Origin of the sequence: Massilia scottii, from assembly GCF_030846495.1 — a bacterium.
Taxonomy (GTDB): domain Bacteria; phylum Pseudomonadota; class Gammaproteobacteria; order Burkholderiales; family Burkholderiaceae_D; genus Telluria_A; species Telluria_A violaceinigra.
Genome location: NZ_JAVCWM010000001.1, coordinates 110,468 through 135,208 on the forward strand (window position 1 = coordinate 110,468; position 24,741 = coordinate 135,208).

Annotated in this window: 26 protein-coding genes; 18 read left to right on the plus strand and 8 right to left on the minus strand. The window is 65.1% G+C overall.

Annotated features, from left to right (window positions below; all coding sequences use genetic code 11):
- Positions 1-192: 192 nt before the first annotated feature.
- The gene (locus RBA41_RS00455) at positions 193-537 is read right to left on the minus strand and encodes a hypothetical protein (RefSeq protein WP_306619898.1); all 345 of its coding nucleotides are present in this window, start codon (positions 535-537) and stop codon (positions 193-195) included.
- Positions 538-724: 187 nt separating this feature from the next.
- On the opposite strand from RBA41_RS00455, the gene ligD reads away from it, so the two are divergent.
- On the plus strand, positions 725-3,313 hold the full coding sequence (gene ligD, locus RBA41_RS00460; RefSeq protein ID WP_306619900.1) for a DNA ligase D: 2,589 nt from the start codon (positions 725-727) through the stop codon (positions 3,311-3,313).
- A gap of 39 nt (positions 3,314-3,352) precedes the next feature.
- Here the strand turns inward: ligD and RBA41_RS00465 are convergent, their stop codons facing one another.
- From RBA41_RS00465 to RBA41_RS00485, 5 genes are all read right to left on the minus strand, one after another.
- Positions 3,353-4,804 carry a catalase gene (locus RBA41_RS00465; RefSeq protein ID WP_306619902.1) on the minus strand — a complete coding sequence of 484 codons (1,452 nt, stop codon included), beginning with the start codon at positions 4,802-4,804 and terminating at the stop codon, positions 3,353-3,355.
- Between the two features lie 117 nt (positions 4,805-4,921).
- Positions 4,922-5,272, minus strand: a complete 351-nt coding sequence (locus tag RBA41_RS00470) for a hypothetical protein (protein WP_306619904.1) — start codon at positions 5,270-5,272, stop codon at positions 4,922-4,924.
- A 93-nt stretch (positions 5,273-5,365) separates the two neighbouring features.
- On the minus strand, positions 5,366-5,602 hold the full coding sequence (locus tag RBA41_RS00475) for a hypothetical protein (RefSeq protein ID WP_306619906.1): 237 nt from the start codon (positions 5,600-5,602) through the stop codon (positions 5,366-5,368).
- A 27-nt stretch (positions 5,603-5,629) separates the two neighbouring features.
- A complete protein-coding gene (gene ku, locus RBA41_RS00480; protein WP_306619908.1) occupies positions 5,630-6,628 on the minus strand; it encodes a non-homologous end joining protein Ku in 999 nt (332 codons plus the stop codon).
- 15 nt (positions 6,629-6,643) lie between these two features.
- Complete coding sequence (locus tag RBA41_RS00485) at positions 6,644-7,639, minus strand: SDR family oxidoreductase (protein ID WP_306619910.1); 996 nt, start codon at positions 7,637-7,639, stop codon at positions 6,644-6,646.
- 186 nt (positions 7,640-7,825) lie between these two features.
- On the opposite strand from RBA41_RS00485, the gene RBA41_RS00490 reads away from it, so the two are divergent.
- From RBA41_RS00490 to arsH, 17 genes are all read left to right on the plus strand, one after another.
- Positions 7,826-9,262: a GGDEF domain-containing protein gene (locus RBA41_RS00490; RefSeq protein ID WP_306619912.1), complete on the plus strand. Its 1,437-nt coding sequence runs from the start codon at positions 7,826-7,828 to the stop codon at positions 9,260-9,262.
- A 74-nt stretch (positions 9,263-9,336) separates the two neighbouring features.
- Positions 9,337-10,971 (plus strand): SulP family inorganic anion transporter, encoded by a 1,635-nt coding sequence (locus tag RBA41_RS00495; protein WP_306619914.1) that lies wholly within the window; start codon positions 9,337-9,339, stop codon positions 10,969-10,971.
- Positions 10,968-11,639, plus strand: coding sequence for a phytanoyl-CoA dioxygenase family protein (locus RBA41_RS00500; RefSeq protein ID WP_306619916.1), 672 nt, complete (start codon positions 10,968-10,970; stop codon positions 11,637-11,639). The genes RBA41_RS00495 and RBA41_RS00500 overlap by 4 nt, the downstream gene beginning before the upstream one ends.
- 72 nt (positions 11,640-11,711) lie before the next feature.
- Positions 11,712-12,413 carry a 2OG-Fe(II) oxygenase gene (locus tag RBA41_RS00505; protein ID WP_306619918.1) on the plus strand — a complete coding sequence of 234 codons (702 nt, stop codon included), beginning with the start codon at positions 11,712-11,714 and terminating at the stop codon, positions 12,411-12,413.
- A 30-nt stretch (positions 12,414-12,443) separates the two neighbouring features.
- Complete coding sequence (locus tag RBA41_RS00510; RefSeq protein WP_306619920.1) at positions 12,444-13,031, plus strand: DinB family protein; 588 nt, start codon at positions 12,444-12,446, stop codon at positions 13,029-13,031.
- Between the two features lie 124 nt (positions 13,032-13,155).
- Positions 13,156-14,925: a DUF1302 domain-containing protein gene (locus RBA41_RS00515; protein ID WP_306619922.1), complete on the plus strand. Its 1,770-nt coding sequence runs from the start codon at positions 13,156-13,158 to the stop codon at positions 14,923-14,925.
- Between the two features lie 136 nt (positions 14,926-15,061).
- Positions 15,062-15,901: an urease accessory protein UreD gene (locus RBA41_RS00520; protein WP_306619924.1), complete on the plus strand. Its 840-nt coding sequence runs from the start codon at positions 15,062-15,064 to the stop codon at positions 15,899-15,901.
- Between the two features lie 17 nt (positions 15,902-15,918).
- A complete protein-coding gene (locus tag RBA41_RS00525; protein WP_306619926.1) occupies positions 15,919-16,221 on the plus strand; it encodes an urease subunit gamma in 303 nt (100 codons plus the stop codon).
- 14 nt (positions 16,222-16,235) lie between these two features.
- The gene (locus RBA41_RS00530; protein ID WP_306620628.1) at positions 16,236-16,559 is read left to right on the plus strand and encodes an urease subunit beta; all 324 of its coding nucleotides are present in this window, start codon (positions 16,236-16,238) and stop codon (positions 16,557-16,559) included.
- A 1-nt stretch (position 16,560) separates the two neighbouring features.
- Entirely contained in the window at positions 16,561-18,261 is a 1,701-nt protein-coding gene (gene ureC / locus RBA41_RS00535) for an urease subunit alpha (protein ID WP_306619928.1), read from the plus strand.
- A gap of 11 nt (positions 18,262-18,272) precedes the next feature.
- Positions 18,273-18,785, plus strand: a complete 513-nt coding sequence (ureE, locus tag RBA41_RS00540) for an urease accessory protein UreE (protein WP_306619930.1) — start codon at positions 18,273-18,275, stop codon at positions 18,783-18,785.
- Entirely contained in the window at positions 18,782-19,447 is a 666-nt protein-coding gene (locus RBA41_RS00545; protein WP_306619932.1) for an urease accessory protein UreF, read from the plus strand. Before ureE ends, RBA41_RS00545 begins: the two co-directional genes overlap by 4 nt.
- Before the next feature lie 23 nt (positions 19,448-19,470).
- Positions 19,471-20,103, plus strand: a complete 633-nt coding sequence (gene ureG / locus RBA41_RS00550) for an urease accessory protein UreG (protein ID WP_306619934.1) — start codon at positions 19,471-19,473, stop codon at positions 20,101-20,103.
- Positions 20,100-20,621: a HupE/UreJ family protein gene (locus RBA41_RS00555; RefSeq protein WP_306619936.1), complete on the plus strand. Its 522-nt coding sequence runs from the start codon at positions 20,100-20,102 to the stop codon at positions 20,619-20,621. The genes ureG and RBA41_RS00555 overlap by 4 nt, the downstream gene beginning before the upstream one ends.
- 80 nt (positions 20,622-20,701) lie before the next feature.
- Positions 20,702-21,025, plus strand: a complete 324-nt coding sequence (locus RBA41_RS00560) for an ArsR/SmtB family transcription factor (protein ID WP_099878710.1) — start codon at positions 20,702-20,704, stop codon at positions 21,023-21,025.
- Positions 21,022-21,384 (plus strand): arsenate reductase (glutaredoxin), encoded by a 363-nt coding sequence (gene arsC / locus RBA41_RS00565; RefSeq protein ID WP_306619939.1) that lies wholly within the window; start codon positions 21,022-21,024, stop codon positions 21,382-21,384. Before RBA41_RS00560 ends, arsC begins: the two co-directional genes overlap by 4 nt.
- Before the next feature lie 6 nt (positions 21,385-21,390).
- Positions 21,391-22,074, plus strand: coding sequence for an arsenical resistance protein ArsH (gene arsH / locus RBA41_RS00570; protein ID WP_306620630.1), 684 nt, complete (start codon positions 21,391-21,393; stop codon positions 22,072-22,074).
- On the opposite strand, the gene RBA41_RS00575 is transcribed toward arsH, so the two are convergent.
- Positions 22,071-22,469: a diacylglycerol kinase family protein gene (locus tag RBA41_RS00575; RefSeq protein WP_306619941.1), complete on the minus strand. Its 399-nt coding sequence runs from the start codon at positions 22,467-22,469 to the stop codon at positions 22,071-22,073. The genes arsH and RBA41_RS00575 overlap by 4 nt on opposite strands.
- A gap of 127 nt (positions 22,470-22,596) precedes the next feature.
- The gene (locus tag RBA41_RS00580; RefSeq protein ID WP_306619943.1) at positions 22,597-24,504 is read right to left on the minus strand and encodes a linalool dehydratase/isomerase domain-containing protein; all 1,908 of its coding nucleotides are present in this window, start codon (positions 24,502-24,504) and stop codon (positions 22,597-22,599) included.
- Positions 24,505-24,741: the final 237 nt, after the last annotated feature.

Below are 24,741 nucleotides of genomic sequence, written 5' to 3' on the forward strand. Positions count from 1 at the left end.
GTCGTGCCGGCATTGCCTGTGAAACGGAGCATCGGGAAAAAAGGGGTTGGAAAAGGCTTACAAAAAGAGGCAAGGCACACACTTTACCGGCGAAAGCAGGTTTCCTTAGGGAATTTCGTGAGGGTGCGCATGAAAATCCGGACGAAAAAAAAGACAGGCGACCTGTCTTTTTCTTCCGACTACCGGGACAACTTACTTCATTGCTGCGTCTTTTTTGGCTTCTGCATTGTCGACAGCTTTGTCGGCTTTGGCTTCTGCCTTGGCTTTTGTAGCCTTGGCACGCGCTTTGGCTTTCGATTTGGTGGCATCGGCGTTGGCTTCAGTGACGTCCGACTTGGCTTCGGCCTGCGCTTTTTCTACTTTTGCATCGGCTTTGGCATCGGCTTTGGCTTCTTTTGCGTCGGCTTTGGCGACTGCTTTCGTTTCTTTTGCTTCAGCTTTGACTGCTGGTGCGGTAGCAGCAGGAGCGGCAGGAGCCTGGGCAAAAACCGAGGTAGCGAACAGACCGGCGACCAGCGATGCGATAACTTTTTTCATGGTGTTTCCTCAGTATGGTTATATGGTGGAGCTATTCTTGGGTGCTACAGAGTCACTAACGCGGCCACATCTGCATCAGTTGACGCGATTTACAACTACTTACAATCGGCTCAGTTAGCTGGCGAACAGTCGTTCGGCCCGCCTGGCTCTAGACTCGGCAAAAAAACACCAAGCAAAGGTCGCCGCCATGCCGGATGCATTGAAGGTCTATAAGTCCAAGCGCAACTTCTCGATTACGTCCGAACCGGCCGAAGGCGGCGAATCGGCACCCGGTGCGCTGACCTTCGTCATCCAGAAGCACTGGGCCAGCCGGCTGCACTACGACTTTCGGCTGGAACTGGACGGCACCATGAAAAGCTGGGCCGTGCCCAAGGGGCCCAGCTACGATACCAGGGACAAGCGGATGGCGGTCCACGTCGAGGACCACCCGATATCGTACTCCAGCTTCGAGGGTACGATCCCGGAAAAGCAGTACGGCGCCGGCAAGGTGATCATCTGGGACAAGGGCACCTGGCAGCCGCTCGACGATCCGCGCAAGGGTTACGAGAGCGGGAACCTCAAGTTCGAAATGCACGGCCATAAAATGCACGGCAAGTGGGTGCTGGTGCGGATGAAGGGCAAGGGCGAAAAGCAGGAGCCCTGGCTGCTGATCAAGGAAAAGGACGATTACACCAGGCCCGCCGCCGAGTTCTCGGTCGTCGACGAGCTGCCCGACAGCGTCAGCAAACTGCCCATGCCGGGCGCCAAAGCGGTCAAATCGAAGGCCAGATCGGCAGCCACGGCGCCAGCGCCCGCAAAAACGGCGCCGAAGGCCGGCAGCCGTGGCATGCCCGCAGAGGCGGTCAAGGCCGCGCTGCCGGAGACGCTTTCGCCGGAACTGGCCACCCTGGTCGACCAGCCGCCGTCGGACCCTGCCAACTGGATCTTCGAGGTCAAGTTCGACGGCTATCGCGTGCTGGCCCGGATCGAGGGGAAGCAGGTGCAGCTGTTCACCCGCAATGGCCACGACTGGACCCACAAGCTCGAACCGCTGCAAAAAGAACTTGTCAAACTCAAGCTGCCCGATGGCTGGTACGACGGCGAGATCGTGGTGCATGACGAGAACGGCCGGCCCAACTTCGGCCTGCTGCAGCTGGCGTTCGATGGCTCCAATACCGCCGATATCGTGTACTTCCTGTTCGATGCACCGTACTTCAAGGGATACGACCTGCGCGGGGTACCGCTCGAAGCGCGCCGCGCGCTGCTCGGCGCCGCGCTCGAAAAGGGGGCGTCCGAGGTGGTGCGCTTCTCAGGCGAATTCGGCACCGATCCCGAGGAGCTGGTCGTTGCCGCCTGCAAGCTGGGACTGGAAGGGGTGATCGGCAAGCGGCGCGACTCGCGCTACGTCACGCGCCGTTCGCCCGACTGGATCAAGCTCAAATGCGGCCAGCGCCAGGAATTCGTCATCGGCGGCTATACCGACCCGCAGGGTTCGCGCGCCGGCATCGGTTCGCTGCTGCTCGGGATCCACGACAAGGATGGCGTGCTGCAGTACGCCGGCAACGTCGGCAGCGGCTTTACCCAGACCGTGCTGCGCGACCTGAGAGACAAATTAAGCGCCCTCGATACCGACGAGAGTCCGTTCCCGCCCAAGGCGGTCGCGGGCCGCAAGCATCACTGGGTCAAGCCCACGCTGATCGCGGAGGTCAGCTTTGCCGAGTGGACCAGTGCGGGGGCAATCCGCCACGCGGTATTCCAGGGCCTGCGCAGCGACAAGCCGGCCAGGGACATCCGGCGCGAAGTGGCCAAACATATGGAGGATACGATGCAGACGCAAACAACGACGGCGGCCAAACCCAAGGCCAGGGCCGCAACCAGGAAGGCGGAACCGGCGGCGCCGGAGAACAAGCTGCCGGCCACCCTGAAGGTGACCAATGGCGAGCGGGTGATCGACGAGAAAAGCGGCACCACCAAGATCGAACTGATTCGCTACTACGCGCTGGTCGGCGCGCTGATGATGGAACACCTCAAGGGCCGCCCGGTGTCGCTGGTGCGCGCACCGTCCGGCGTGGGCGGCGAGCTGTTTTTCCAGAAGCATGCGGAGGTGGACAAGCTGCCGGGCGTGAAGCAGATGGACCCGGCGCTCGATCCCGAGCATCCGCCGATGCTGGAAGTAGGGAGCGTGGGCGGCATTTTGTCGGCGGCGCAGTGGAATGTGGTGGAGTTTCATACCCAGAACGCGATCGGCAAAAGCTACGAGACGCCCAACCGCATGGTGTTCGACCTGGACCCGGGCGAGGGCGTCGACTGGGCCGCCATCCAGGAAGCGGCGCAGCTGATGCACGCTTTTCTCGACGAACTGGGGCTGCCGTGTTTTCTGAAGACCAGCGGCGGCAAGGGCTTGCACGTGGTGGTGCCGCTCAAGGGCGGGCTCGATTGGGATACGGTGAAGGATTTTTCGCAGGAAGTGGTGCGCCATCTGGCGGCCACGCTGCCGGATCGCTTTGCGTTCAAGAGCGGGCCGAAAAACCGGGTCGGCAAGATCTTCATCGATTACCTGCGCAACGGGCGCGGCGCCACCACGGCATGCGCTTGGTCGGCGCGCGTGCGGCCGGGGCTGGGGATTTCGGTGCCGGTTGGGTGGGATGAACTGGCCGCGCTCAAGTCGGGCGCGCAGTGGACCGTGCAAACCGTGCACACGCGGCTCGATCACGGCAATGAACCGTGGGCCGGCTACGCCAAGGCCGCCAGGACGCTGACGGCCGCCATGAAGAAGCTGGGCTTCAAGACGGACTGACGGTTGCGCGCGGGCCTGGGGAGCCCGCGCGCATGGCGCTTACCTGATGTTCAGCGCGGCCCGTACGCCGGCGCCATAGGCGCTGTCGGCCTTGTCGAAGTGCGCCAGCTGGCGCTGCAGGATTTCGTCGTTGACCTGGCTGAGGGGCCCGGCCAGGTTGGCGCACAGGTTCAGTTTCTCTTGTGGCGTGAGAAGACGGAACAGATTGCCGGCCTGGGTGTAGTCGTCTTCCATGCCACGGCCATCGAAGCGTCCGGCGCCGCCGCGCAGTTCCAGTTCAGGTTCGCCGTGACCCATGCCGCGCGGTGCGCTGCCAACCGCGTTGACGGTGGCGTAATTCTGCGCCGCGCCGCCATTGTGCACCGCCATCGTGCCATCGCGCTGCTGGTTGTGGAACGGGCAGCGTGGCGCATTGACCGGCAGGTGCTGGTGGTTGGTGCCGACGCGGTACAGCTGGGCGTCGTGGTAGGCGAACAGGCGGCCTTGCAGCATCTTGTCCGGCGAGTAGCCCATGCCCGGTACCGCGTTCGCCGGCGAAAACGCCACCTGTTCGACTTCGGCGTGGTAGTTGTCGGGATTGCGGTTGAGTTCAAAGATGCCGACTGGGTGCAGCGGGAAGTCGCGGTGCGGCCAGACCTTGGTCAGGTCGAACGGATTCCAGCCGGTGCGCGCTTCCCAGTCGTCCAGCTGCTGCTCGGTCGCCACCTGGAGGCGCACTTCCCACTGCGGAAACTCGCCGCGTTCGATGGCGCCGAACAGGTCGCGCTGGGCGTAGTCCGGATCTTCGCCGGCGATGCGCGCCGCCTCGGCCGCAGAGAGATTCTTGATGCCCTGGCGCGTCTTGAAGTGCCACTTGACGTAGACACGTTCGCCGGCGGCATTGATCAGGCTATAGGTGTGGCTGCCGAAACCGTCCATGTGGCGGTAGCCGTCCGGGGTGCCACGGTCGGAAAACAGCATCGTCACCTGGTGCAGGCTTTCCGGGGCCTTGCTCCAGAAGTCGAACATCATGTGCGCCGACTTCAGGTTGCTGCGCGGGCAGCGCTTTTGGGTGTGGATGAAGTCGGGGAACTTGATCGGGTCCTTGATGAAGAACATCGGCGTGTTATTGCCAACCAGGTCCCAGTTGCCTTCCTCGGTGTAGAAGCGCAGGGCGAAGCCGCGCGGGTCGCGTTCGGTGTCGGCGCTGCCGCGCTCACCGCCAACGGTGGAGAAGCGGGCGAAGGTCTCGGTTTTCTTGCCGATTTCGCTGAACAGTTTCGCTTTGGTGAGGTGGCGGATGTCATGCGTGACGGTGAAGGTGCCGTAGGCGCCCGACCCTTTGGCGTGTACCACGCGCTCGGGAATGCGCTCGCGGTTGAAGTGCTGGAGCTTTTCGATCAGGTGGAAGTCCTGCAGCAGCAAGGGCCCGCGTGGACCGGCGCTGATGGAGTTCTGGTTATCGGCGACCGGAATGCCGGCGGCGGTAGTGATCTGTTGGTCTTGGCTCATGCTTGCAACTCCTCAGTGGTGATTCGATGCGAGGAGTGTAGATGAGCCAACTATTTAGTCAAAGGTAATTAAATATATCCTACCGATAGGTATAAGCAATCGACGACAATTCGGCGGCTATTCTTTCTCGACGACGATGCCGCGACCATATCCGCCATGGGCGCGCGACAGCACCATGCACACCATATAGCCTTTTTCGCCTTTCGCCATGGTCTCGACCACGTTGCGTTGTTCGGCGTATTCCTCCGTCGCGCGCAATTGTTCCGCCGTCTTGCCGGATTTTTTAACTTGTTCGGCCAGGCGTTCCTTGTCGACGCTCAGCTTGGGGCACTTTGCGAGGGCGTAGTCGCCCGAGGCCATCGCGGAGGCAACCTGGGCTTGAATGGCATCCTGCTCGGTGACGTCGGCAAGCGCCGCGCCGGTGGTCAATGAGAACAGCGCGGCGGCTGCCAAGGTGGTAAATTTCATGGTGATGTCCTGTTAAACGTTGGCAGCTTGTTATCGGCAACTGCGCTGCGAAGCAATTAACATTATCACATGAATATCGTTGGTGTCAGATAGTCAGGCATCCTCGTTCTTGCGAATACCGCGCACGTTGAGGGCGAGGAGCCCAACGTTGAGCGCGATGAGCGCCCAGGCCGCTTCGCCCCAGCCCCAGGCGATCCACATCAGGTTCCCGACGATGAGCATCGAGAACGCCACGATGCGCTTGCCGGGCTTTTTGGACCCCATCCACCATGCGGCGGCAAGGCTGATTGCCATGGCCGGCCACTCGAGTAAAGCGAAAATCTCTTCCATGCGGCTCCTGTTGCTATTCCTGTCGTTTTACGCGGCCTTGCGCCGCGCCGGCGCAGCCTTGGCCGGTGCCGCCTTGGTCTTGGCCGCCGGCTTCGCGGCCGTTTTCGCCGCGCTCTTGGCTACGGCCCTGGTGCTGGTGGTTTTCGATGCCGTCTTGCGCGGTTTGGCCGGCGGCGCTTCCTCGTCCTCGTCGCCATCATCCTCGTCGTTGGCCGCCTTGCCCTTGCCGGGCTTTTTGCCCAGGCTTTGCTGCAGCAGCGCCACCAGGTCGATGACGTTGCCTTTGCTGGCAGGCGCCTTTTCCTTCTCCGGCATGGTGATGGTCTTGGTCTGTCTGGCCTTGACCTTCTTCTCGACCAGCGCCAGGATGTCCTCGCGGTAGGTGTCGTGGTACTGCTCCGGCTCCCAGTCTTCGCTCATGCCTTCGACCAGCGCCATCGCCATCTTCAGTTCCTTGTCCGAGATGGCGGCGGCTTTCGACTTGGCGGTCGGGATCTTCAGTTCATCGGCCGGACGAATTTCGTCGCTGTAGCGCAGCGTGTTGAGCACAATCGTGTCGCCCTCGCACACCAGCGCCGCCAGATGCTGCTTGACGCGGATGACCACCGTGGCGATGCCGATCTTGCCGACCTTGCGCAAGGTTTCGCGCAGCAGCGCATACACCTTGTCGCCGCCCTTGCCGGGCGCCAGATAGTAGGGCTGCTCGTAATACAGCAGCGGCACCGTCTCGGCATCCACAAACGCTAAAATGTCGATGGTGCCGGTCGCCTCGGGGTTCGCCCGGCGCAGGTCTTCCTCGGACAGCACGACGTATTCGCCGTCGCTGTACTCGTAGCCCTTGACGATGTCGTCCCACACCACTTCCTTGTTGTTCCCCTTGTTATAGCGCTTGAAGCCGACCGGCGAGAAATCGCGGCGGTCGAGCATGGTCAGGTCGAGCGCGTTGTCGCGCACGGCCGGATACATCTCGACCGGAATATGCACCAGCCCGAAGCTGATGGCGCCTTTCCATAGACTGCGTCCCATATGCCGGTCCTTTCCTTAGCTGCCTACGCTGCCGGTGACCGGCAACACGATGCCGGTGATATAGCTCGAACACACCGCCGAGGCCAGGAACACATACGCCGGCGAGAGCTCCTCCGGCTGGGCCGGACGGCGCATGTCGGTGCTCTGCCCGAACTCGGCGATCTTCTCCGGTGGCTGGTCGGCCGGATTAAGCGGGGTCCATACCGGCCCCGGCGCAATCGCATTGACGCGGATGCCCTGGTCCAGCAGATTGGACGCCAGCGACATCGTGAACGCGTGGATCGCGCCCTTGGTGGCCGAATAATCGAGCAGCTTGCCCGAACCCTGCAGCCCGGTGACCGACCCGGTGTTGATGATCGCCGCGCCGCGCTTGAGATAGGGCAGGGCGGCCTTGGCCATGTGGAAGTAGCCGTAGATATTGGTGCGCATCGTTTCATCGAAGCGCTCCTCGGTCAGGTCCAGCAGCGACTCCGCATGTTCCTGGAAGGCGGCGTTATTGACCAGCACATCGAGGCGGCCGAATTCGGCCACGACCTTGTCGACGGCTTCCTTGCAGAACGCCATGTCCTTGACGTCGCCCGCCACCGTGATGCAGCGCTGGCCTTCAGCCTCGATGCAGCGCTTGGTTTCCTGCGCGTCTTCGTGCTCGTTCAGGTAGAAAATCGCCACATCGGCGCCTTCGCGCGCGAACAGCACGGCCACCGCGCGCCCGATGCCGGAGTCGCCGCCGGTGATGATGGCCGTTTGCCCCTGAAGCTTGCCGCTGCCCTTGTAGCCTTCGGCCATGAAGCGCGGCTTGAGTTCCATCGACGCTTCGATGCCGGGTTTGACCAGATGCTGCGACGGCAGCGGCGGCGCCGGCTGCACCGGGCCGCCCGTCTGCACCGCTTCCTTGCTTTCTTCCTTGCTGGCCGAGGCGTCTTTCTGATCCTGCCTGCTCTGGATCGCGCGCTGCTTGTCGGCGACCGCCTCGACCTGTGAATCGAGTCCGTTCTCATCCGTATTTGCCATGGTGCTTCCTCCGTTTGAACGAGAAGTATCTGACCAGGGCGCCGCACTGACGGTGCGCCCGCGCACACACCGCACGTGTTGCTGTTTGCCGCTCTGGTGCTTTATGGCAAACTGTACGTCGGGCGGACGCAAGGTATGTTGCCAATGCGTATTTCTGCCGCATGCTTTCGAGCTCAAGGAGACCCGATGTCGCAGCAGATTGGACTTTATCTGAATCCGGTAGGACAGCGTCGGGTCGATTTCCAGGGCATGTACGCCGACATGTTCGCGCGCCTGTTCATCGCCGACGGCACCGAGCAGGCCAACCTCCTGCTGGGCCAGGAGCGGGTCGACCTGCTCATCATCGACCTCGAACGGTTCGACAGCAGCTTCGATCTCGACGGGCTCGGTGAACTGATCGCGTGCCGCGCCGGTGCGCCGGTGCTGCTCCTGTGTCCTTTCATCAGCGCCGGCTGGCTGCCTGCGCTGATGAAATTCGGTCCGCTGGCCTACGCCATTTCGCCGCTCGACGATGCCGACCTGCGCGGGGCGATCACGGCGCAGCTGGACACGCCCAGCGTACCCGAAACGCATGCGGACGACCTGCGCTCGCTGCTGGCCCTGAGAACCCGGCTGCAACAGGCGCTGGTCGATGTGGACGACCTTACCAACGTGGCCGAACAGATTTGCGTGGCACTGTGCGACGCTTCCGGCGCCGTGCACGCGTCGCTGTTCCGGATGGATGTACCGGGTGACCTGCAGCTCGAAGCGCAGTATTCGCCCACCGGGCTCAATCTGGCGCGTGTGCTTCACCGCAGCGACAGGCTGCTGCAGTCGCCGCTGCGGCATGCCTTTCCGGGCCTGGTCGCCGCCTGCAGCAACGAGATGGCCTTGCTCGACGCGCCAGCCAAGGCCGGCGAGCCGGAACTGGCTCTGTCCCTGGTCGACAAGGGTGTCGAGATGGTCATCGGGCTGCCGCTGGGATCCGCGCCGGGCAGCGCCCTGGCCGGGTCGCTGTGCCTGATGTTCGGGCGCGCGCGCCAGTTCAGCGGGGAGGAACTCGATTCGTTCGTGGCGCTGGCGCAGCTGGCCGGCTTCGGCCTGCGCATGGCCGCGATGAGCCGCGAGAACGAAGCCTTGCTTGGGCGCGTGACGCACCTGGCGACGGTCGACGCACTGACCGGCGTGGCCAACCGGCGCCACGGCGAGCACCTGCTCGAACTCGAAATCAAGCGCGCCCGCCGCTACAAGGTGCCGCTCGCGCTGATCGGTTTCGACATCGACCGCTTCAAGGCCATCAACGACCAGTTCGGCCATCCGGTGGGCGATGCCGCGCTGCGCACGGTGGCGGAAGTGACCCAGGCGGTGCTGCGTGCCAGCGATGTGCTGATACGCTCGGGCGGCGAGGAATTTTTGATCATCGTGCCGCATAACAGCGCGATCGACGCACTCAAGATCGCCGAGAAGATCCGCCTGGCGGTGGCCCAGACCGATATCGCGGGCTGCGACCGCCTCACCATTTCGCTCGGCGTGGGACAGCTGGCCGACCAGGAAAGCGCCGATGGGCTGATGCTGCGGGTCGATGCGGCGCTGGGCCGGGCCAAGCGCGCGGGGTGCAACTGCGTGGAACTGGCGATGTCGTAGCCACCGAGGGAGCGACGCAGCGCTGCTGTATAATCCGCCATCACCGGCGCAAAGGATAAACAGATCAAGTGGGCATGCTGCAGTGGTTAAGAAACTACCGGCGCGCGTTGCTGCCCGGTGATATCAGCGCCGGCATCGTCGTCGCCCTCATGATGATCCCGCAGGGGATGGCCTACGCCCTGGTGGCCGGCCTGCCGCCGGTCGCCGGCATCTACGCCAGCATTCTTCCTCCCATTCTGTACGCGCTGTTCGGATCGAGCATGACCCAGTCGGTCGGCCCCATGGCGATCATCTCGCTCATGACGGCTGCCGCCCTGGCGCCGCTCGCCGCGCCCGGCTCGGGCCTGTATATCGTGCTCGCCGCCCAACTGGCCCTCGCTTCCGGCGCCGTGCTGCTACTGTGCGGCCTGCTGCGGCTCGGCTACGTGGCCAATTTTTTCTCGCGTCCGGTCATGAGCGGCTTTACCATCGGCGCTGCCATCGTGATCGCCTTCGGCCAGTTGAAGGTGCTGGCCGGGGGCGCGCTGCCGCAGGTGCACGTGCCGAGCGCACTGCTGGGCGGCGTGGCGATCGTCTTGCTGCTGCTGGCAAAATACTACCTGGCGGCGCTGCTGCGCCGCGCCGGCCTGCCGGCCGGCGTTGCCGATATCGGCGCGCGCCTCGCCCCCATGCTGGTGGTGCTCGGCGCCACGCTGCTGTCGGCCGTGATGGACCTGCCGGCGCTGGGCGTGCAGTGCACCGGCGAAGTCGCCTCCGGCCTGCCTGGCCTGAACCTGGCCACTTCCAGTGCCCACTGGCGCGCGCTGCTGCAGCCGGCGCTGCTGATCGGCTTCATGATCTTTTTGCTGGGGATGTCGGCCGCGCAAACGCTCGCGCTCAAGCGCCAGGAAAAACTGCAAAGTAATATGGAGCTGGTCGGCCTGGGTGTGGCCAACATCGGCAGTGCGCTCACGGGCGGCCTGCCGGTCACCGGCAGCCTGTCGCGTTCGGGCGTGAATTTCGCGGCCGGCGCCAACACGCCGCTGGCGAGCATCATCACCGGCGTGCTGCTGGCACTGGCGCTGGTCGCGCCGACCGGCTGGCTGGCGCTGCTGCCGCTGCCCGCGCTGGCCGCCACCATTATCGTGGCGGTACTCGGCATGCTGGAACTGGACACCTTGCGCACCGCATGGCGCTACGACCGCGGCGACGCACTGGCCCTGCTGGCGACGGCGGGCGGCGTGATCGCGCTGGGCGTCGACTACGGCGTCATCCTCGGCGTGCTGCTCTCGCTCGGCACCCTGATCTGGCGCGCCAGCCGTCCGCATATCGCGGTACTGGGCCGCATCGCCGGCACCGAGCATTTCCGCAATATCGAACGCTACCCGGCCGGCACCGTGCCCGACGTGCTGATGCTGCGCATCGACGCCAATCTCTTCTTCGGCAACGTGGAAGCGGTCAACGCCCGCATCGAAGACGAGCTGGCGCTGCATCCGGCCACCCGCCACCTGGTGCTGGTGATGACGGCGGTCAGCTCGATCGATACCTCGGCCCTGTTCGGGCTGGGCGAACTGAATCTGGCACTGCGCCAGCGCGGCATCGGCCTGCATCTGGCCGAAGTCAAGGGGCCGGTCATGGACCGCCTGAAATCCAGCGACTTGATTGGCGCGATTAACGGCAGGATTTTCCTGAGCGCGGCGATGGCGTCGGACGCGCTGGCGCTCAAATGAGAGCGCACTTCGGCCAGCTGGGCTATGCGCTGGCGCCCGATGTGCTGTCGCCGGCCGAATGCGCGCGGCTGGGCGAGCTGGTTCAGCCGGTTGCATCGGTCTCGGGCGGCACGCGCTGCCTGCTGTCGCAACCGTGGTGCGCCGCGCTGGCCGCGCGCCTGCGCGCCGATCCGGCGCTGGCCGCCTGCCTGGACCCCGATGCGCTGGCGGTGCAGTGCACCTACTTTGAAAAGTCGGCGGGCCGCAACTGGCTGGTGCCAATGCACCAGGACCTGAGCATTCCGGTGGCGGCGCGCGTCGACGCACCCGCTCTGCGCGGCTGGTCAGTCAAGGAAGGGGCCGTGTTCGTGCAGGCGCCGCCGGCGCTGCTGCGGGAACTGGTGGCCGTGCGCGTGCACCTGGACCCGTGCAGCGTCGGCGACGGCCCGCTGGTGGTGGTGCCGGGGTCGCACCGCGCGGGCGTGATTGCGCCAGCCGACCTGCCAGCCGTCCGCGCTGCAACCCCGGCCGTCGCCTGCATCGCCGGCGTCGGCGGCGCGCTGGTGATGCGCCCGCTGCTGCTGCATGCGTCGTCAAAGGCGCTCGGGCAGAGCCGGCGCCGGGTGCTGCACTTTGTGTTCGGCCCGCGCACCCTGCCGCACGGGCTGGAATGGAACGTCGCCGTGTAATCGGACTAGTGACCCGGCGGCGCGCCTTGTGTACTATGCCGGTATCAGAAAAACCAGATCCGGAGACCGACGTTGGACGACTTCATCGAGATTTACGACAATGCCCTGACGAGCGAGCAGTGCGCGGCCATCATTGCGCGCTTCGGCGCCAGCGGCAAGGCCGTGCGTGGCAAGACCGGCAACGGCGTCGACACGGCCAAGAAAGACAGCTACGACCTGACCATTTCGGCGCACGAGGAGTGGCAGGACGTGGCGGGCATCATGATGCAGGCGGTGCGCGAGCATCTGTGCGCCTACATGAACAAATACCGCATGATGCTGATCGGCGCATTGTCGCCCCAGGTGATCCATCCGGTCACCGGCGAGCCGGTGACGCTGTCGCCGGAAAATTTCGACGAATGCGGCACCGCCCATATCGATGAGCTGATGCGCACCATGTACCGCGCCGGCCAGATCAACGTGCAAAAGTACGCACAGGCCAGCGGCGGCTATCATCACTGGCATTCCGAGATTTATCCGCAGAACGCGAGCTGCGAGAGCCTGCACCGCGCGCTGCTGTTCCAGTTCTACCTGAACGACGTGGAAGAGGGCGGCGAGACGGAGTTCTACTACCAGAAGCGCAGGATCGAAGCGCGCCAGGGGCGCCTGATCATCGCGCCGGCCGGCTTTACCCATTCGCACAAGGGCCACGTGGCATGCAGCGGCGACAAATACATCGCGACCTCGTGGATCCTGTTCCAGCGCGCCGAGGTGCTGTATGGCGCATCCGCTTAGCTTCTCACGTCAACTTCATATCGTCACATCATGAACCAATTTTTGCGCTACCTGATCGCCCAGGCCTACAACAACGCCTGGGCCAATCACCGCTTGCTGCGTGCCTGCTCCGAACTGTCCCAGGAAGAGTTTGAACTGGCCACGCGCACCAGCTTTTTCCCGTCGATCAAAATGACGCTCAATCATATTCTGACGGTCGACTGGTTCTATATCGACGCCATGGAACGCGCGGCGCGCAGCGACGAGCCCCATCCGGACTATTGCGCAGCCTTTTTCGAGCCGGAAGAACCGTTTGCCACCTGCGCCGAACTGTGGGCCGCCCAAAAATTGTGCGACCAGCGCCTGATCGCCTATTGCCGCCAGCTCGACGAGGGCACCCTCGCACGCGACGTCGGCATCCTGCGCGACGACGGGCTCAAACTCGACACGCCCGCGCGCCTGCTGGCGCACCTGTTCCAGCACCAGATCCACCACCGTGGGCAGGTGCATGCCATGCTCGCCGGGACTGGCGTCGCGCCGCCGCAGCTCGACGAATTCTACAGCCGTGGCGAGAGCGAAGAGCGGGCGCCGGATTTCGCGGAACTGGGCTTTACCGAGGCCGATGTCTGGGGTACTTGACTACCGTGACAAGCGCTAATCACCGTGTTAAATTGAGCTTGTAACCAAAAGTAAATAAACTGGCGCGTGCCGGCGGATCGTTCGCCGGCGCGACGGCTCCCTGCAACTTATGACAGGCTTTCACATGCATCGACCCAGGCGTAAGCACTTTCACGCCGCTTTCACAGTTGCCGCCCTGGCGGGAACGCCGGCGTACGCGCTGGAGACCAACATCAGCGGGCGGCTCGGCTTCGGCGCGAGCTTTCGCACCGAGGCATCGGCGCCGCATTTACTGGTTCCATATAACGCGGCGGCCGTAGGCCTGTCCGGGGTCGCCAGCGCGGGCCAGAACAGCGACGACGCCAACCTGAACTTCCGGCGTGGCGATGCCGTCTCGCGCACGCTCAAGGGCTATGTCGACCTGACGGCCGGCGAGGGCAGTCTCAGTGCGCTGGTACGCGTGAAGGCCTGGCACGATTTCGCCCTGAGCGACCATGCGCGCGCCTGGGGCAACAGCATCAATGGCTACGCCGCCGGGCAGCCGCTCGATGACGCCGGCGGCGCACGCCTGTCGCGTTTTTCGGGCGTGGCGCTGGGCGACGTTTTCGTCCAGCACAGCGCGCAGGCCGATGGCGTGCGCATGCTCGCGCGCCTGGGGCAGCAGTCGCTGGCGTGGGGTGAGCGCGGCGGTTTTCCGGGCGGCCTGTCCGCGATTAACGCGGTCGACTTCCCTGCGCGCCGGCGCGCCGACGCCGTGCCGCAGGAGTCCCTGGTGCCCGCGCCCATGCTGTTCGCGCGCGCAGAGGTGTCCAGCGGTTTCGGGGTCGAGGGTTTTTATCAAACCCATTTCCGGCCGTCGGCGATGGACTTGTGCGGCACCTTCTGGGCTACCACAGACTACGTCGCGCAAGGCTGCAACCAGGCCTTTGCCGGACCGATGCCCGTCAGCGACCGGGCACGCCTGGCGCGCGGCGCTTTCGTCAAGCGCATGGACAATCCCGAGCCGGTCGACGAGCGCCAGTACGGCGCCGCGCTGACCTGGAAGTCGGCGCCGCTGGCCCTGGATGTGGGCCTGTATCATGCGCGCTACACCAGCCGCAACCCGCTGCCGGGCGTGCGCAAGGCACAGCGGACCGGCACAGGCCTGATCGCGGGCGACCCGGATGGCAAGAATATGCGCTACTTCACCGAATACGTGGGCGGTATCGCCATGACGTCGCTGACGCTCGCGCACCGGCGCGCGCACGGGATCCTGTTCGGGGAGCTGACCCACCGTCCCAATCAGCCGATCCAGCTGCCGCCCGGAGACACCTTGCCGGCATTCCTCAATCCTGCGATTGTCACCTTGCTGCGCAAGGATGTCGATGCGCTCGCGCCAGGCGCGCTGTATCACACCTACGACCGCTATCGCACCTTTCAGCTGCAGGCGGGCGTGCAGCAGGATTGGCCGCTGGTGGGGGGGATTGCCATCAGCACGCTGGGCGAGGTCGTGGTCAAGCACGTCGCCGGGCTGCCCGATCCGGCAGTGCGGCGCTATGGCCGCGCCGACCAGTATGGCAATGGTCCCGTCAAAGGGGCTTGCCCGGTCACCAGCAGCGACGCCGCCCGCCAGTGCAGCGCCGACGGCTACGTCACTCCCAACGCCCATGCCTACCGGGTGCGGATGGACGCGCGCATGGCGCAGGTGGTGAAAGGGCTGAACCTGCACGCCTGGGCGCAACTGCAGCATGAAGTGAAGGGATGGTCGTACGACTTCCTGCTCAGCGAGGGCCGCCGCACGATGAACGTCGGGATGCGGATGGAATACCTGAAGCGCTACGCGGCCGAGGTGGCGTACCTGCCGGTGTGGGGTGGCGTGTACAACACGCAGGTCGACCGCGATGTCCTGTCGGTGTCGATGGGCGTGAAGTTCTAGTGACACGCCGATAGCGCACCGAACGCACCAAGCCGGTGCGAGCGCGCCGTCGCGGTGCGCCTGATCACCGGTTGCGGGCGCGCCGCACCGTGAACGTGCCCCGCGTGCTGGCACGCATCCTGCTCTTTCGACAGGTATGCGAGATTGCCACCAGACCGATCCGACCCAGAGTGCATGGCAAGCCAGCCTGCGGCTGCGCTTCGCCGACGATGCGGGCACCACGCGCCTGCTGGAGCGTATCCACAGCGGGCCGCTGCGCGTGCAAAAACCGTTGTATCCGGAAGGCCCGCGCATCTGCCACGCCATCGTCGTGCACCCGCCCGGCGGCGTGGTGGGCGGCGACCGGCTGGCGGTGGGCGTGGCCGCGGGCGACGCCAGTCACGCCTTTCTCACTTCGCCCGGCGCCGCCAAATGGTATCGCGCCAACGGCAAAATCTCGCGCCAGGATGTGCTGATCGAAGCCGGCGCCGGCGCGGCCGTCGAATGGATGCCGCAGGAAGCCATCTTCTTCAACGGCGCTCACGTGGCGCTGGAACAACGGGTCGAACTGGCGGCGAACGCCTGCTACATCGGCTGCGACATCCTGTGCTTCGGCCGGCGCGCCTCGGGCGAAACCTTCGACAGCGGCACCATCACCCAGCACACGCAGATTCGCCGTGGCGGCAAGCTGCTGTGGTGGGAGCAGGGCGCGCTGCACGGCGGCAGCGCCGCGATGCACAGCCCATTGGGACTGAACGGCGCCAGCGTCTGCGCCACCCTGGTCGGCGTCGGCAAGCCGGCCGGCGGCGCCCTGATCGACGCCATGCGCGCGCTCGATCCGGCACTTGGCATCACCCAAATCAAATCGGTGTTCGTTGCGCGCTACCTGGGCAACGACAGCGAAGGCGCGCGCCGTGCCATTTTCAGCGTGTGGCAGTTATTGCGCCCGCACCTGCTCGGGTGCGCCGCGCCGCTGCCGCGCATCTGGACTACCTAGACAAGAGAACACGATCCATGGACCTGACCCCGCGCGAAAAAGACAAACTGCTGATCTTCACCGCCGCCTTGCTGGCCGAACGGCGCATGGCGCGCGGCCTCAAACTCAATTATCCGGAAGCCGTGGCCCTGATCAGCGCGGCCATCATGGAGGGCGCGCGCGACGGCAAGACGGTGGCGCAGCTGATGTCCGAGGGCGCCGCCATCCTGACCCGCGCCGAGGTCATGGACGGCATCGCCGAGATGATCCCCGATATCCAGGTCGAAGCGACCTTCCCGGACGGCAGCAAGCTCGTGACCGTCCACAACCCCATTCCCTGAGCGCGGAGATGACGATGATACCTGGCGAATACCTGCTGGCCGACGGCGACATTGAGCTCAACGCCGGCCGCGCCACCCGCACCGTGGTGGTGGCAAACAGCGGCGACCGGCCGATCCAGGTCGGCTCGCACTTTCATTTCTTCGAGGTCAATACCGCCCTGCAGTTCGCGCGCAGCGCGGCGATCGGCATGCGGCTCAATATCGCCTCCGGTACCGCCGTACGTTTCGAGCCCGGCCAGCAGCGCACCGTGGAACTGGTGGCGCTTGGCGGCGCGCGCATGGTATTCGGCTTTAACGGCCTGGTGATGGGCGAACTGCCCCCGCACGGAGGCAACTAGCATGCCCTCGATCAGCCGCCGCGCCTATGCCGACATGTTCGGCCCCACCACGGGCGACCGCATCCGCCTCGCCGACACCGACCTGTTCATCGAGATCGAGCGCGACTTCGCCATCCACGGCGAGGAAGTCAAGTTCGGGGGCGGCAAAACCATCCGCGACGGCATGGGCCAGTCGCAGCGGCTGCACGCCGACGTGATGGATACCGTGATCACCAACGCCGTCATCGTCGACCATTGGGGTATCGTCAAGGCCGACATCGGCCTGAAAAACGGCCTGATCGCCGCCATCGGCAAGGCCGGCAACCCGGACGTGCAGCCCGGCGTGACCATGGCCATCGGCGGCGCCACCGAAATCATCGCCGGTGAAGGCATGATCGTCACCGCCGGCGGGGTCGATACGCACATTCACTTCATCTGCCCGCAGCAGATCGAAGAAGCGCTCATGAGCGGCATCACCACCATGATCGGCGGCGGGACGGGACCGGCGACCGGCACCGCGGCCACCACCTGCACGCCCGGGCCCTGGCACCTGCACGCGATGCTGGGCGCGGCCGACGCCTTTCCGATGAACCTGGGCTTCATGGGCAAGGGGAACGTCAGCCTGCCAGGGCCGCTGCAGGAACAGGTGCTGGCCGGCGCCATCGGCCTGAAGCTGCACGAGGACTGGGGCAGCACCCCGGCCGCCATCGACAACTGCCTGGCGGTGGCCGAGCGCATGGACGTGCAGGTGGCGCTGCATTCGGACACGCTCAACGAAGGCGGCTTTTTGGAGACCACGCTGGACGCCTTCAAGGACCGCACCATCCACACCTTTCATACCGAAGGCGCGGGCGGCGGCCATGCGCCGGACATCATCGCCGCCGTCGGGCAGGACAACGTGCTGCCGTCGTCGACCAATCCAACCCGCCCGTTTACCGTCAACACGCTCGACGAACATCTCGACATGCTGATGGTGTGCCATCACCTGGACCCGGCGATTGCGGAAGACGTGGCATTCGCCGAGTCGCGCATCCGGCGCGAGACCATCGCCGCCGAGGATATCCTGCACGACCTGGGCGCGATCTCGATGATGTCGTCCGACTCGCAGGCCATGGGCCGGGTGGGCGAGGTGATCATGCGCACCTGGCAGACCGCCCACAAGATGAAGCAGCAGCGCGGGCCGCTCGCGCCGGATTCGTCGCGCAGCGATAACTTCCGCGTCAAGCGCTACATCGCCAAGTACACCATCAACCCGGCCATCACGCACGGCGTGTCGCACGCGGTCGGCTCGCTGGAAGTGGGCAAGATCGCCGATATCGTGCTCTGGAAGCCGGCCTTTTTCGGCGTCAAGCCGTCGCTGATCGTCAAGGGCGGCATGATCGCGGCGGCCCAGATGGGCGACCCGAATGCCTCGATCCCCACGCCGCAGCCGGTGCACTACCGCATGATGTTCGGCGCCTTTGGCGGCGGCCTGAAAAAATCCTTCACGTTCGTCTCGCAGGCCGCCTACGACGCCGGCATCGGCGCGCAACTGGGTTTGACCAAGACGCTCATTCCCGTGCACGGCATGCGCCACCTGCGCAAGCGCGACATGATCCATAACGGCGCCACGCCGTACATGGAAGTCGACTCCGAAACCTATGAAGTGCGCGCCGACGGCCAGCTGCTGGTCTGCGAGGCGGCCGCCGTGCTGCCGATGGCGCAGCGCTATTTCCTGTTCTGAGAGGCCCTACGATGATGACATTGCACACCAAGCTGGCGCACGCCGAGCGCGTCGACGATGAACTGGTGCTGGCCTACGACCAGCGCGAAAAATGCCGCCTGCGCGCACGCCTCGCCGGCGGCGACGAAGTGGCGCTGTTCATGGTGCGCGGCACCGTGCTGCGCGACGGCGAGCTGCTGACCGGCGCCGAAGGACGCGTGGTGCGCGTTGTCGCCGCCAGCGAACCGACCTACGTGGTCCACTGCGACAGCCCTTTGACCATGGCGCGCTGTGCTTTCCACCTGGGGAACCGGCATACGCAGGCGCAGATCGGCGACGGCTTCCTGCGCATCCGGGTCGATCCGGTGCTCAAGGAGATGGTGGAGGGGCTGGGTGCGCGCGTGGTGCAGGAGAGCGCGCCGTTCGAGCCGGAGGCGGGGGCGTATGCGGGTGGAGGGCACAGCCACGGCCATGAGGGTCATCTTCTGGCACCGGTGCCGCTGCGCCAGAAGATTCACCGGCCCGGCGATCCGGCACCGGCATGAACGCCAGCGCGCTGCTGCATTTGCTGCAGTTTGCCAGCCCGGCGCTGCCGATTGGCGGCTACAGCTATTCGCAAGGGCTGGAAGCGGCGCTGGAGGCGGGCCTGGTCGTTGATGCCGACAGCGGCCGCGCATGGATCGCACGCTACCTGGACGAAGTCGTCGCGCAGTGGGATGGGCCCCTGTTCTGGCGCCTGCTCAAGGCGTTCGAGGCGCATGACGACGCATCGGTCGCCCTGTGGAGCGAGCGTTTCCTGGCCTCGCGCGACAGCGCGGAGTTTCGCGCAGAGACGATCCAGATGGGCTACTCGCTCACACGCCTGATCGCGGAGCTGGGGGTGGCCGACGTGGCGGCGCTCGGGCCGGAGGTGGCGCTGCCGACGGCCTTTGCCTGCGCGGTCGACGCGCTCGGCATCCCGCACGAGGAAGCGCTGCTGGCGATGCTGTTCTCAACGGTCGAGAACCAGGTGCTGGTGTGCGTCAAGTCGGTTCCGCTCGGGCAGGTGGCGGGCCAGCGCATGCTGTTGTCGCTGCGCGGCGAGATCGAACAGGCGGCGCGCCGCGCGCAAACGCTGGGCGACGACGCCATGTCGAACTGGTCGCCCGGCCTGTCCTTGCTGTCGATGCGGCACGAGGCGCAGCACGGCAGATTGTACCGATCATGATTATCAAGGAAGAGAGAGACGGCATGACATCAAATCCCCTGCGGGTCGGCATTGGCGGCCCGGTTGGTTCCGGCAAGACGGCACTGTGCGAGATGCTTTGCAAAAGCATGCGCGACCAGTTCGACATGGCGGTCATCACCAACGACATTTACACCCGCGAAGACATGGAGATCCTGCTGCGCGCCGGGGCGCTGCCAGCCGAGCGCCTGATGGGCGTGGAGACGGGCGGCTGCCCGCACACGGCGATCCGCGAGGACGCCTCGATCAACCTGGAAGCCATCGCGCGCATGCAGGCCGACTTTCCCGACCTGGACCTGATCCTGATCGAGTCCGGCGGCGACAACCTGGCGGCGACCTTCAGCCCCGAACTGTCGGACCTGACCCTGTATGTCATCGACGTGGCCGGCGGCGAGAAAATACCGCGCAAGGGTGGCCCCGGCATCACGCGCTCCGATCTGCTGATCATCAACAAGACCGACCTGGCGCCGCACGTCGGGGCCAATCTCGACATCATGGCGCACGACGCGCGGCGCCAGCGCGGCGAACGTCCCTTCATCTTCACCAACCTGCGCAGCGGCGAAGGCGTGGAGGCCGTGGTGGCCTTCATCCGCGAACAGGGCCTGCTCGATGCCAAATCAGGAGAAAACACGCCATGAAAAAGACGCTCGCCCTCGCACTGTGCCTGCTCGCGCTACCCGCCGCAGCCCATTCCGGACACGACGCCGTTGCCGGTTTCGCGGCCGGCTTTGCGCATCCGTTCAGCGGCATCGATCATCTGCTGGCCATGCTGGGCGTTGGCTTGTGGAGCCGGCAGCAGGGCAGGGGCGTGCTGCTGCCGGTGTTTGTCTTGATGATGGCGCTGGGCGCGGCCGTGCAGGTGGGCGGGCCGAACGAGGCAGGGCTGGCGGCTACCGTGGTGCTCATCGGCGCGCTGCTGGCTGGCGCCGCGCGCGTGCCGGCCGCGCTGGCGATGGCGCTGGTGGCCGGCTTCGCGCTGCTGCACGGCCAGGCACACGGCCGCGAGCTGCTCGGCGTCGCCAGCGCCGCGGGCTTCCTTGGCGCCAGTGGAGTGCTGCTCGCTGCCGGCTATGCGGCCGGCAGTGCGCGCGTGACGCGGCTGGCCGGCGCGGCCATTGGTGCCACGGGCGTGCTGCTGCTTGCCGCGATGGCCTGACCTGCCCGCCCTCCAGGGCGGCTTGCGTCGATTCTATAATTCGAGTATTATTGAATGATCGAAGTTATGGATATCCCATCATGCAAACCAAACAGGCACTGGCGGCGCTGAGCGCAGTCGCGCAGGAATCGCGCCTGGCGGTGTTTCGCCTGCTGGTGCAGGCCGGACCGGCCGGCATGGCCGCCAGCCACATCGCCACGCAGCTGGGCATCGCGCCATCGTCGCTGTCGTTCCACCTCAAGGAACTGACGCATGCCGCCCTGGTCACGGCGCGCCAGGACGGCCGCTTCGTGATCTACGCCGCCGATTTTGCGACCATGAATGCGCTGATCGGTTTCCTGACCGAGAACTGCTGCAGCGGCGCGCCTTGCACTCCCCCGACACTTCCCGAAAGCCCTCAATGACCATCACCATCTATCACAATGCGCGCTGCAGCAATTCGCGCCGCGCCCTGGAACTGATACGCGCCAGCGGCGCCGAGCCGCATGTTGTCGACTACATCGCCGAGCCACCCACGCGCGCCGTGCTGGCCGACCTGATTGCGCGCGCAGGGCTTGGCGTGCGCGACGCCATGCGCACCAAGGAGGCGGAATACGCCGAGCTTGGCCTGGCCGATCCGGCCGTGAGCGGCGATGCCCTGCTGGACGCCATGGTGGCGCATCCGACCCTGATCAACCGCCCGTTCGTGGTCACGCCGCTTGGTGTGCGCCTGTGCCGTCCCGGCGACCTTGTACTCGACATCTTGCCACCGAAGGGAGCCTGAATGGATATGACCCTGCCCAACCTGAGCGAAGCGCAGTTCGACCTGCCGAACCAGGACAAACTGGCGCCGCCGGTGCGCTTCGACCATCCGCCGCGCATCCTGCTGCTGTACGGCTCCCTGCGCGAACGCTCGTTCAGCCGCTTTCTCACCGAAGAAGCGGCGCGCATCCTGGCGCACATGGGCGCCGAAGTGCGCATTTTCGACCCGCACGGCCTGCCGGTGACCGACAGCGAAGCGGCGACGCACCCCAAGGTGGCCGAACTGCGCGCGTTGTCGCTCTGGTCGGAAGGGCAGGTATGGTGCAGCCCTGAGCGGCATGGCGCCATCACGTCTGTGATGAAGAACCAGATCGACTGGATTCCGCTCGAAGTCGGTGCCACCCGGCCGACCCAGGGACGCACGCTGGCGGTGATGCAGGTATCGGGCGGCTCGCAGTCGTTCAATACCGTCAATACCCTGCGCCTGCTCGGACGCTGGATGCGGATGGTGACGATTCCGAACCAGTCGTCGGTGCCGAAGGCGTACGAGCAGTTCGACGAGGCCGGGCGCATGAAGCCGTCGCCGTATTACGACCGCGTGGTCGATGTGATGGAGGAGCTGTTCAAGTTCACGCTGCTGGTGCGCGAGCGCAGCGATTATCTGGTCGACCGCTACAGCGAGCGGCGCGACGCCGCCCAGCGCGAAGCCTAAAGCGCGCGCATCACATACGGCCAGAACGTCAGCGCGCCGATCAGCACCGCGCCGACGGCCGCGATCAGCACGCCGCCGGCCGCGATGTCCTTGGCATGCTTGACGGCGATCGCATAGCCCGGCGAGACTACGTCGCACACGTATTCGACGGCCGTGTTGATGGTCTCGGCCACCCATACCGCGACCATCGCCACCACCAGCCAGCGCCAGTCGGCCGCGCTGACCTTGAAATAGAACGCCAGGCCGGCCACGATCATGGTCGCGATCAGGTGCAGCCAGGCGTTGTGCTGGGTTTTGAGCATGAAGACGATGCCCGCGATGGCGTAGCCGAAGCTCTTGGAGCGCGCCGCCAGCGAAAAGGGCTCCGGCGTGCCGACGTTTTTGGTCTCGTTCATGGTGGGTCCGTAGGTTTGATCAAGCGCCAATTTTGGGCCTGGCCCGGCCGCCGCGCCGCCAGTGTCAGCCACGACTTTAATCCGATCGCGCCGCCGATGACAGCGGCAATGAGCACGCAGCACGCCATTATCCACCTCCTTGCGGCTGCACGTGCAGGCTTGTGCGCCCGTTGAGCGTCAAGTCGAAGCGCGCCTTGCCGCCGGCGTTGGCCGTGATGGGGATGCCGTTGGCAAGATAAGGTGCGTTCGGTTGCAGGCCGCTCAAGCCGATGGCGTGGACGCCGTCGGCGTAAAGCACCGCGCGCAGGGCCTTGTGGTCGGCGTGGGCGCTGGCGACCAGGATGGCGGGGTAGGCCAGGCTGTCCAGCTGCGGTCCCGTTACCGGCTTCGGTGCGGCGATGACATCGCGAAAGCCGTCGCGCGCGCCGGCACGCGCCATCAGTTCCACGCCATGGGCCCATACGGACGCCTTGCGGCGGTGGATCACGCCATCCCTGAGCACACTCGGGCATTCTTTTTCCAGCGCGTCCAGGCAGGCGCTGTAGACGGCGCTGTCGCCCAGTTCCGCGGCCGCCAGGGCGGTGGCACTGTAGGCGCTGGCGCGCGAGAAGCCGTAGTTGCCCGTATCGATAGGCCAGAAGGCGCGGCGGCGGAATGCGCCGCTGCGGTCGAACAGCTGGCGGCGCAGCAGCAGCCATTGGCGGCGCGCCAGGTCGGGGGCGATCACGTTGAGGAAGAAGCACGGCATCGCCAGCGGCATCACGCCGCCGACGGCCGGCAGGGCCAGGCCGGTGCGGGCCGACTTGCAGGGGATGTAGCGCCCGAAGCCGTCGAGGAACTCGGCTTCCAGGTGATGACGGAAGTCCTGCGCGCGGGCGGCCCAGCGCTGCTCGTGATGCTGGGCGTCGAAGGCCATGATGGCGCTCGCGCCGATGGTATTGCAAAGCGGGTAGACCCAATTCGGTTCGCACGCGATCAGATAGTAGGGCGAGGTGCTGTACTCGTGCTCAAGGCGCTGCACCAGCGAGGCGGCATCATGCGCGTAGCGTTGGCCCGACGGGTGAGTGAGGGTAAAGCGCCCTGTCTCCGAAAAGTCGCGGCGTCCCGTGCTGGCACTGAACAGCGCCATTTGCAGCGCCACGAAACCGGTGTACATGATGTTTTCGCGCGCCACCGGGTCGGGATCGGCGCTCAGATTTCCCCACAGGTTTTCCAGCTTCCAGTACGACCAGACCTGGTGCTGCGCCTGTTTGTCGAGCAGCGCGATCTGGGCTTCGTGCATGTAGCCGCGAAAGGCCGGCGTGAAACGGGCCTGGGTCAGCGCCACGCCGTACGCCAGGAAGTTCAGCTGATAGCGGGTGGCGGCGGTTTGAAACTGGTCGATTTTTTCGAAGCCATTGAACTGGTCGAGCGGTTGCAGTGCGCGGTCGAGCGCAAAGCGCAGGCGCTGGAGGTGTTCGAGCGACATTTCGGGCGCGTGAGCGGGGGAGCTTTTGGCGTCGAAGATCAGGCCAAGGCGGCCGGTCTGGCTGGCCAGATAAGCATTGTCGATCCGCCTTTGCCGGCGCCCCAGTGCGAACCAAGTGGCCATGGCGACCGCCGTGGCACCCATGGCCAGCGCCAGAGCGGCAAAGACCATGTCGACGGTGGATTCGCGCAGCGCGCCATGGCGCATGGTGGCGGCGCCGATGGCCAATCCCAGCCAGACCAGGGGCGGCGCAAGGATATTTCCCGTGCCGAACCAGATCATCAGCGAGAATCCAAAAGCGGCCATGCCGGCGAGAGCGGCGAGCAGGTGGCCGATGCCATTCTGTGTGCAGATGTCGGCATGGGCCAGGAAGCCGCCGCCTGGCACGATCAATCCCATGCCGAAGATGCGCAGGTTTTCCTGGTGCGACAGGAACAGGAATGCCGATCCGGCGCCGAATAAAGCCAGATACAGAACGCACAGACGAATGATCCTTGCCTGCGTCACGGGGCCGAACAGGCGTTCATACGGCGGCAGGAGGGCAATGTCGGTGGGGTGAAATCGCATTCCTGCAGGCCGGTTGGATAAAGTGGTCATTTTACTTGAAATGCTGCGGGGAAATATCGTATTGCCGTGGCATTCAGCGCGGATCAATTCCATCTCGCAATCAGCATGTGTGTCTGCTTATATGTGCAGTAGGAAATAAAATGTATTTACTCTAGATATTTTAATTTACAATAAGCAATTAGTGCGACGGTGGTGTTCGGACGACAAGCCAACTGTTGCATCGTTCAGATTGCCCTC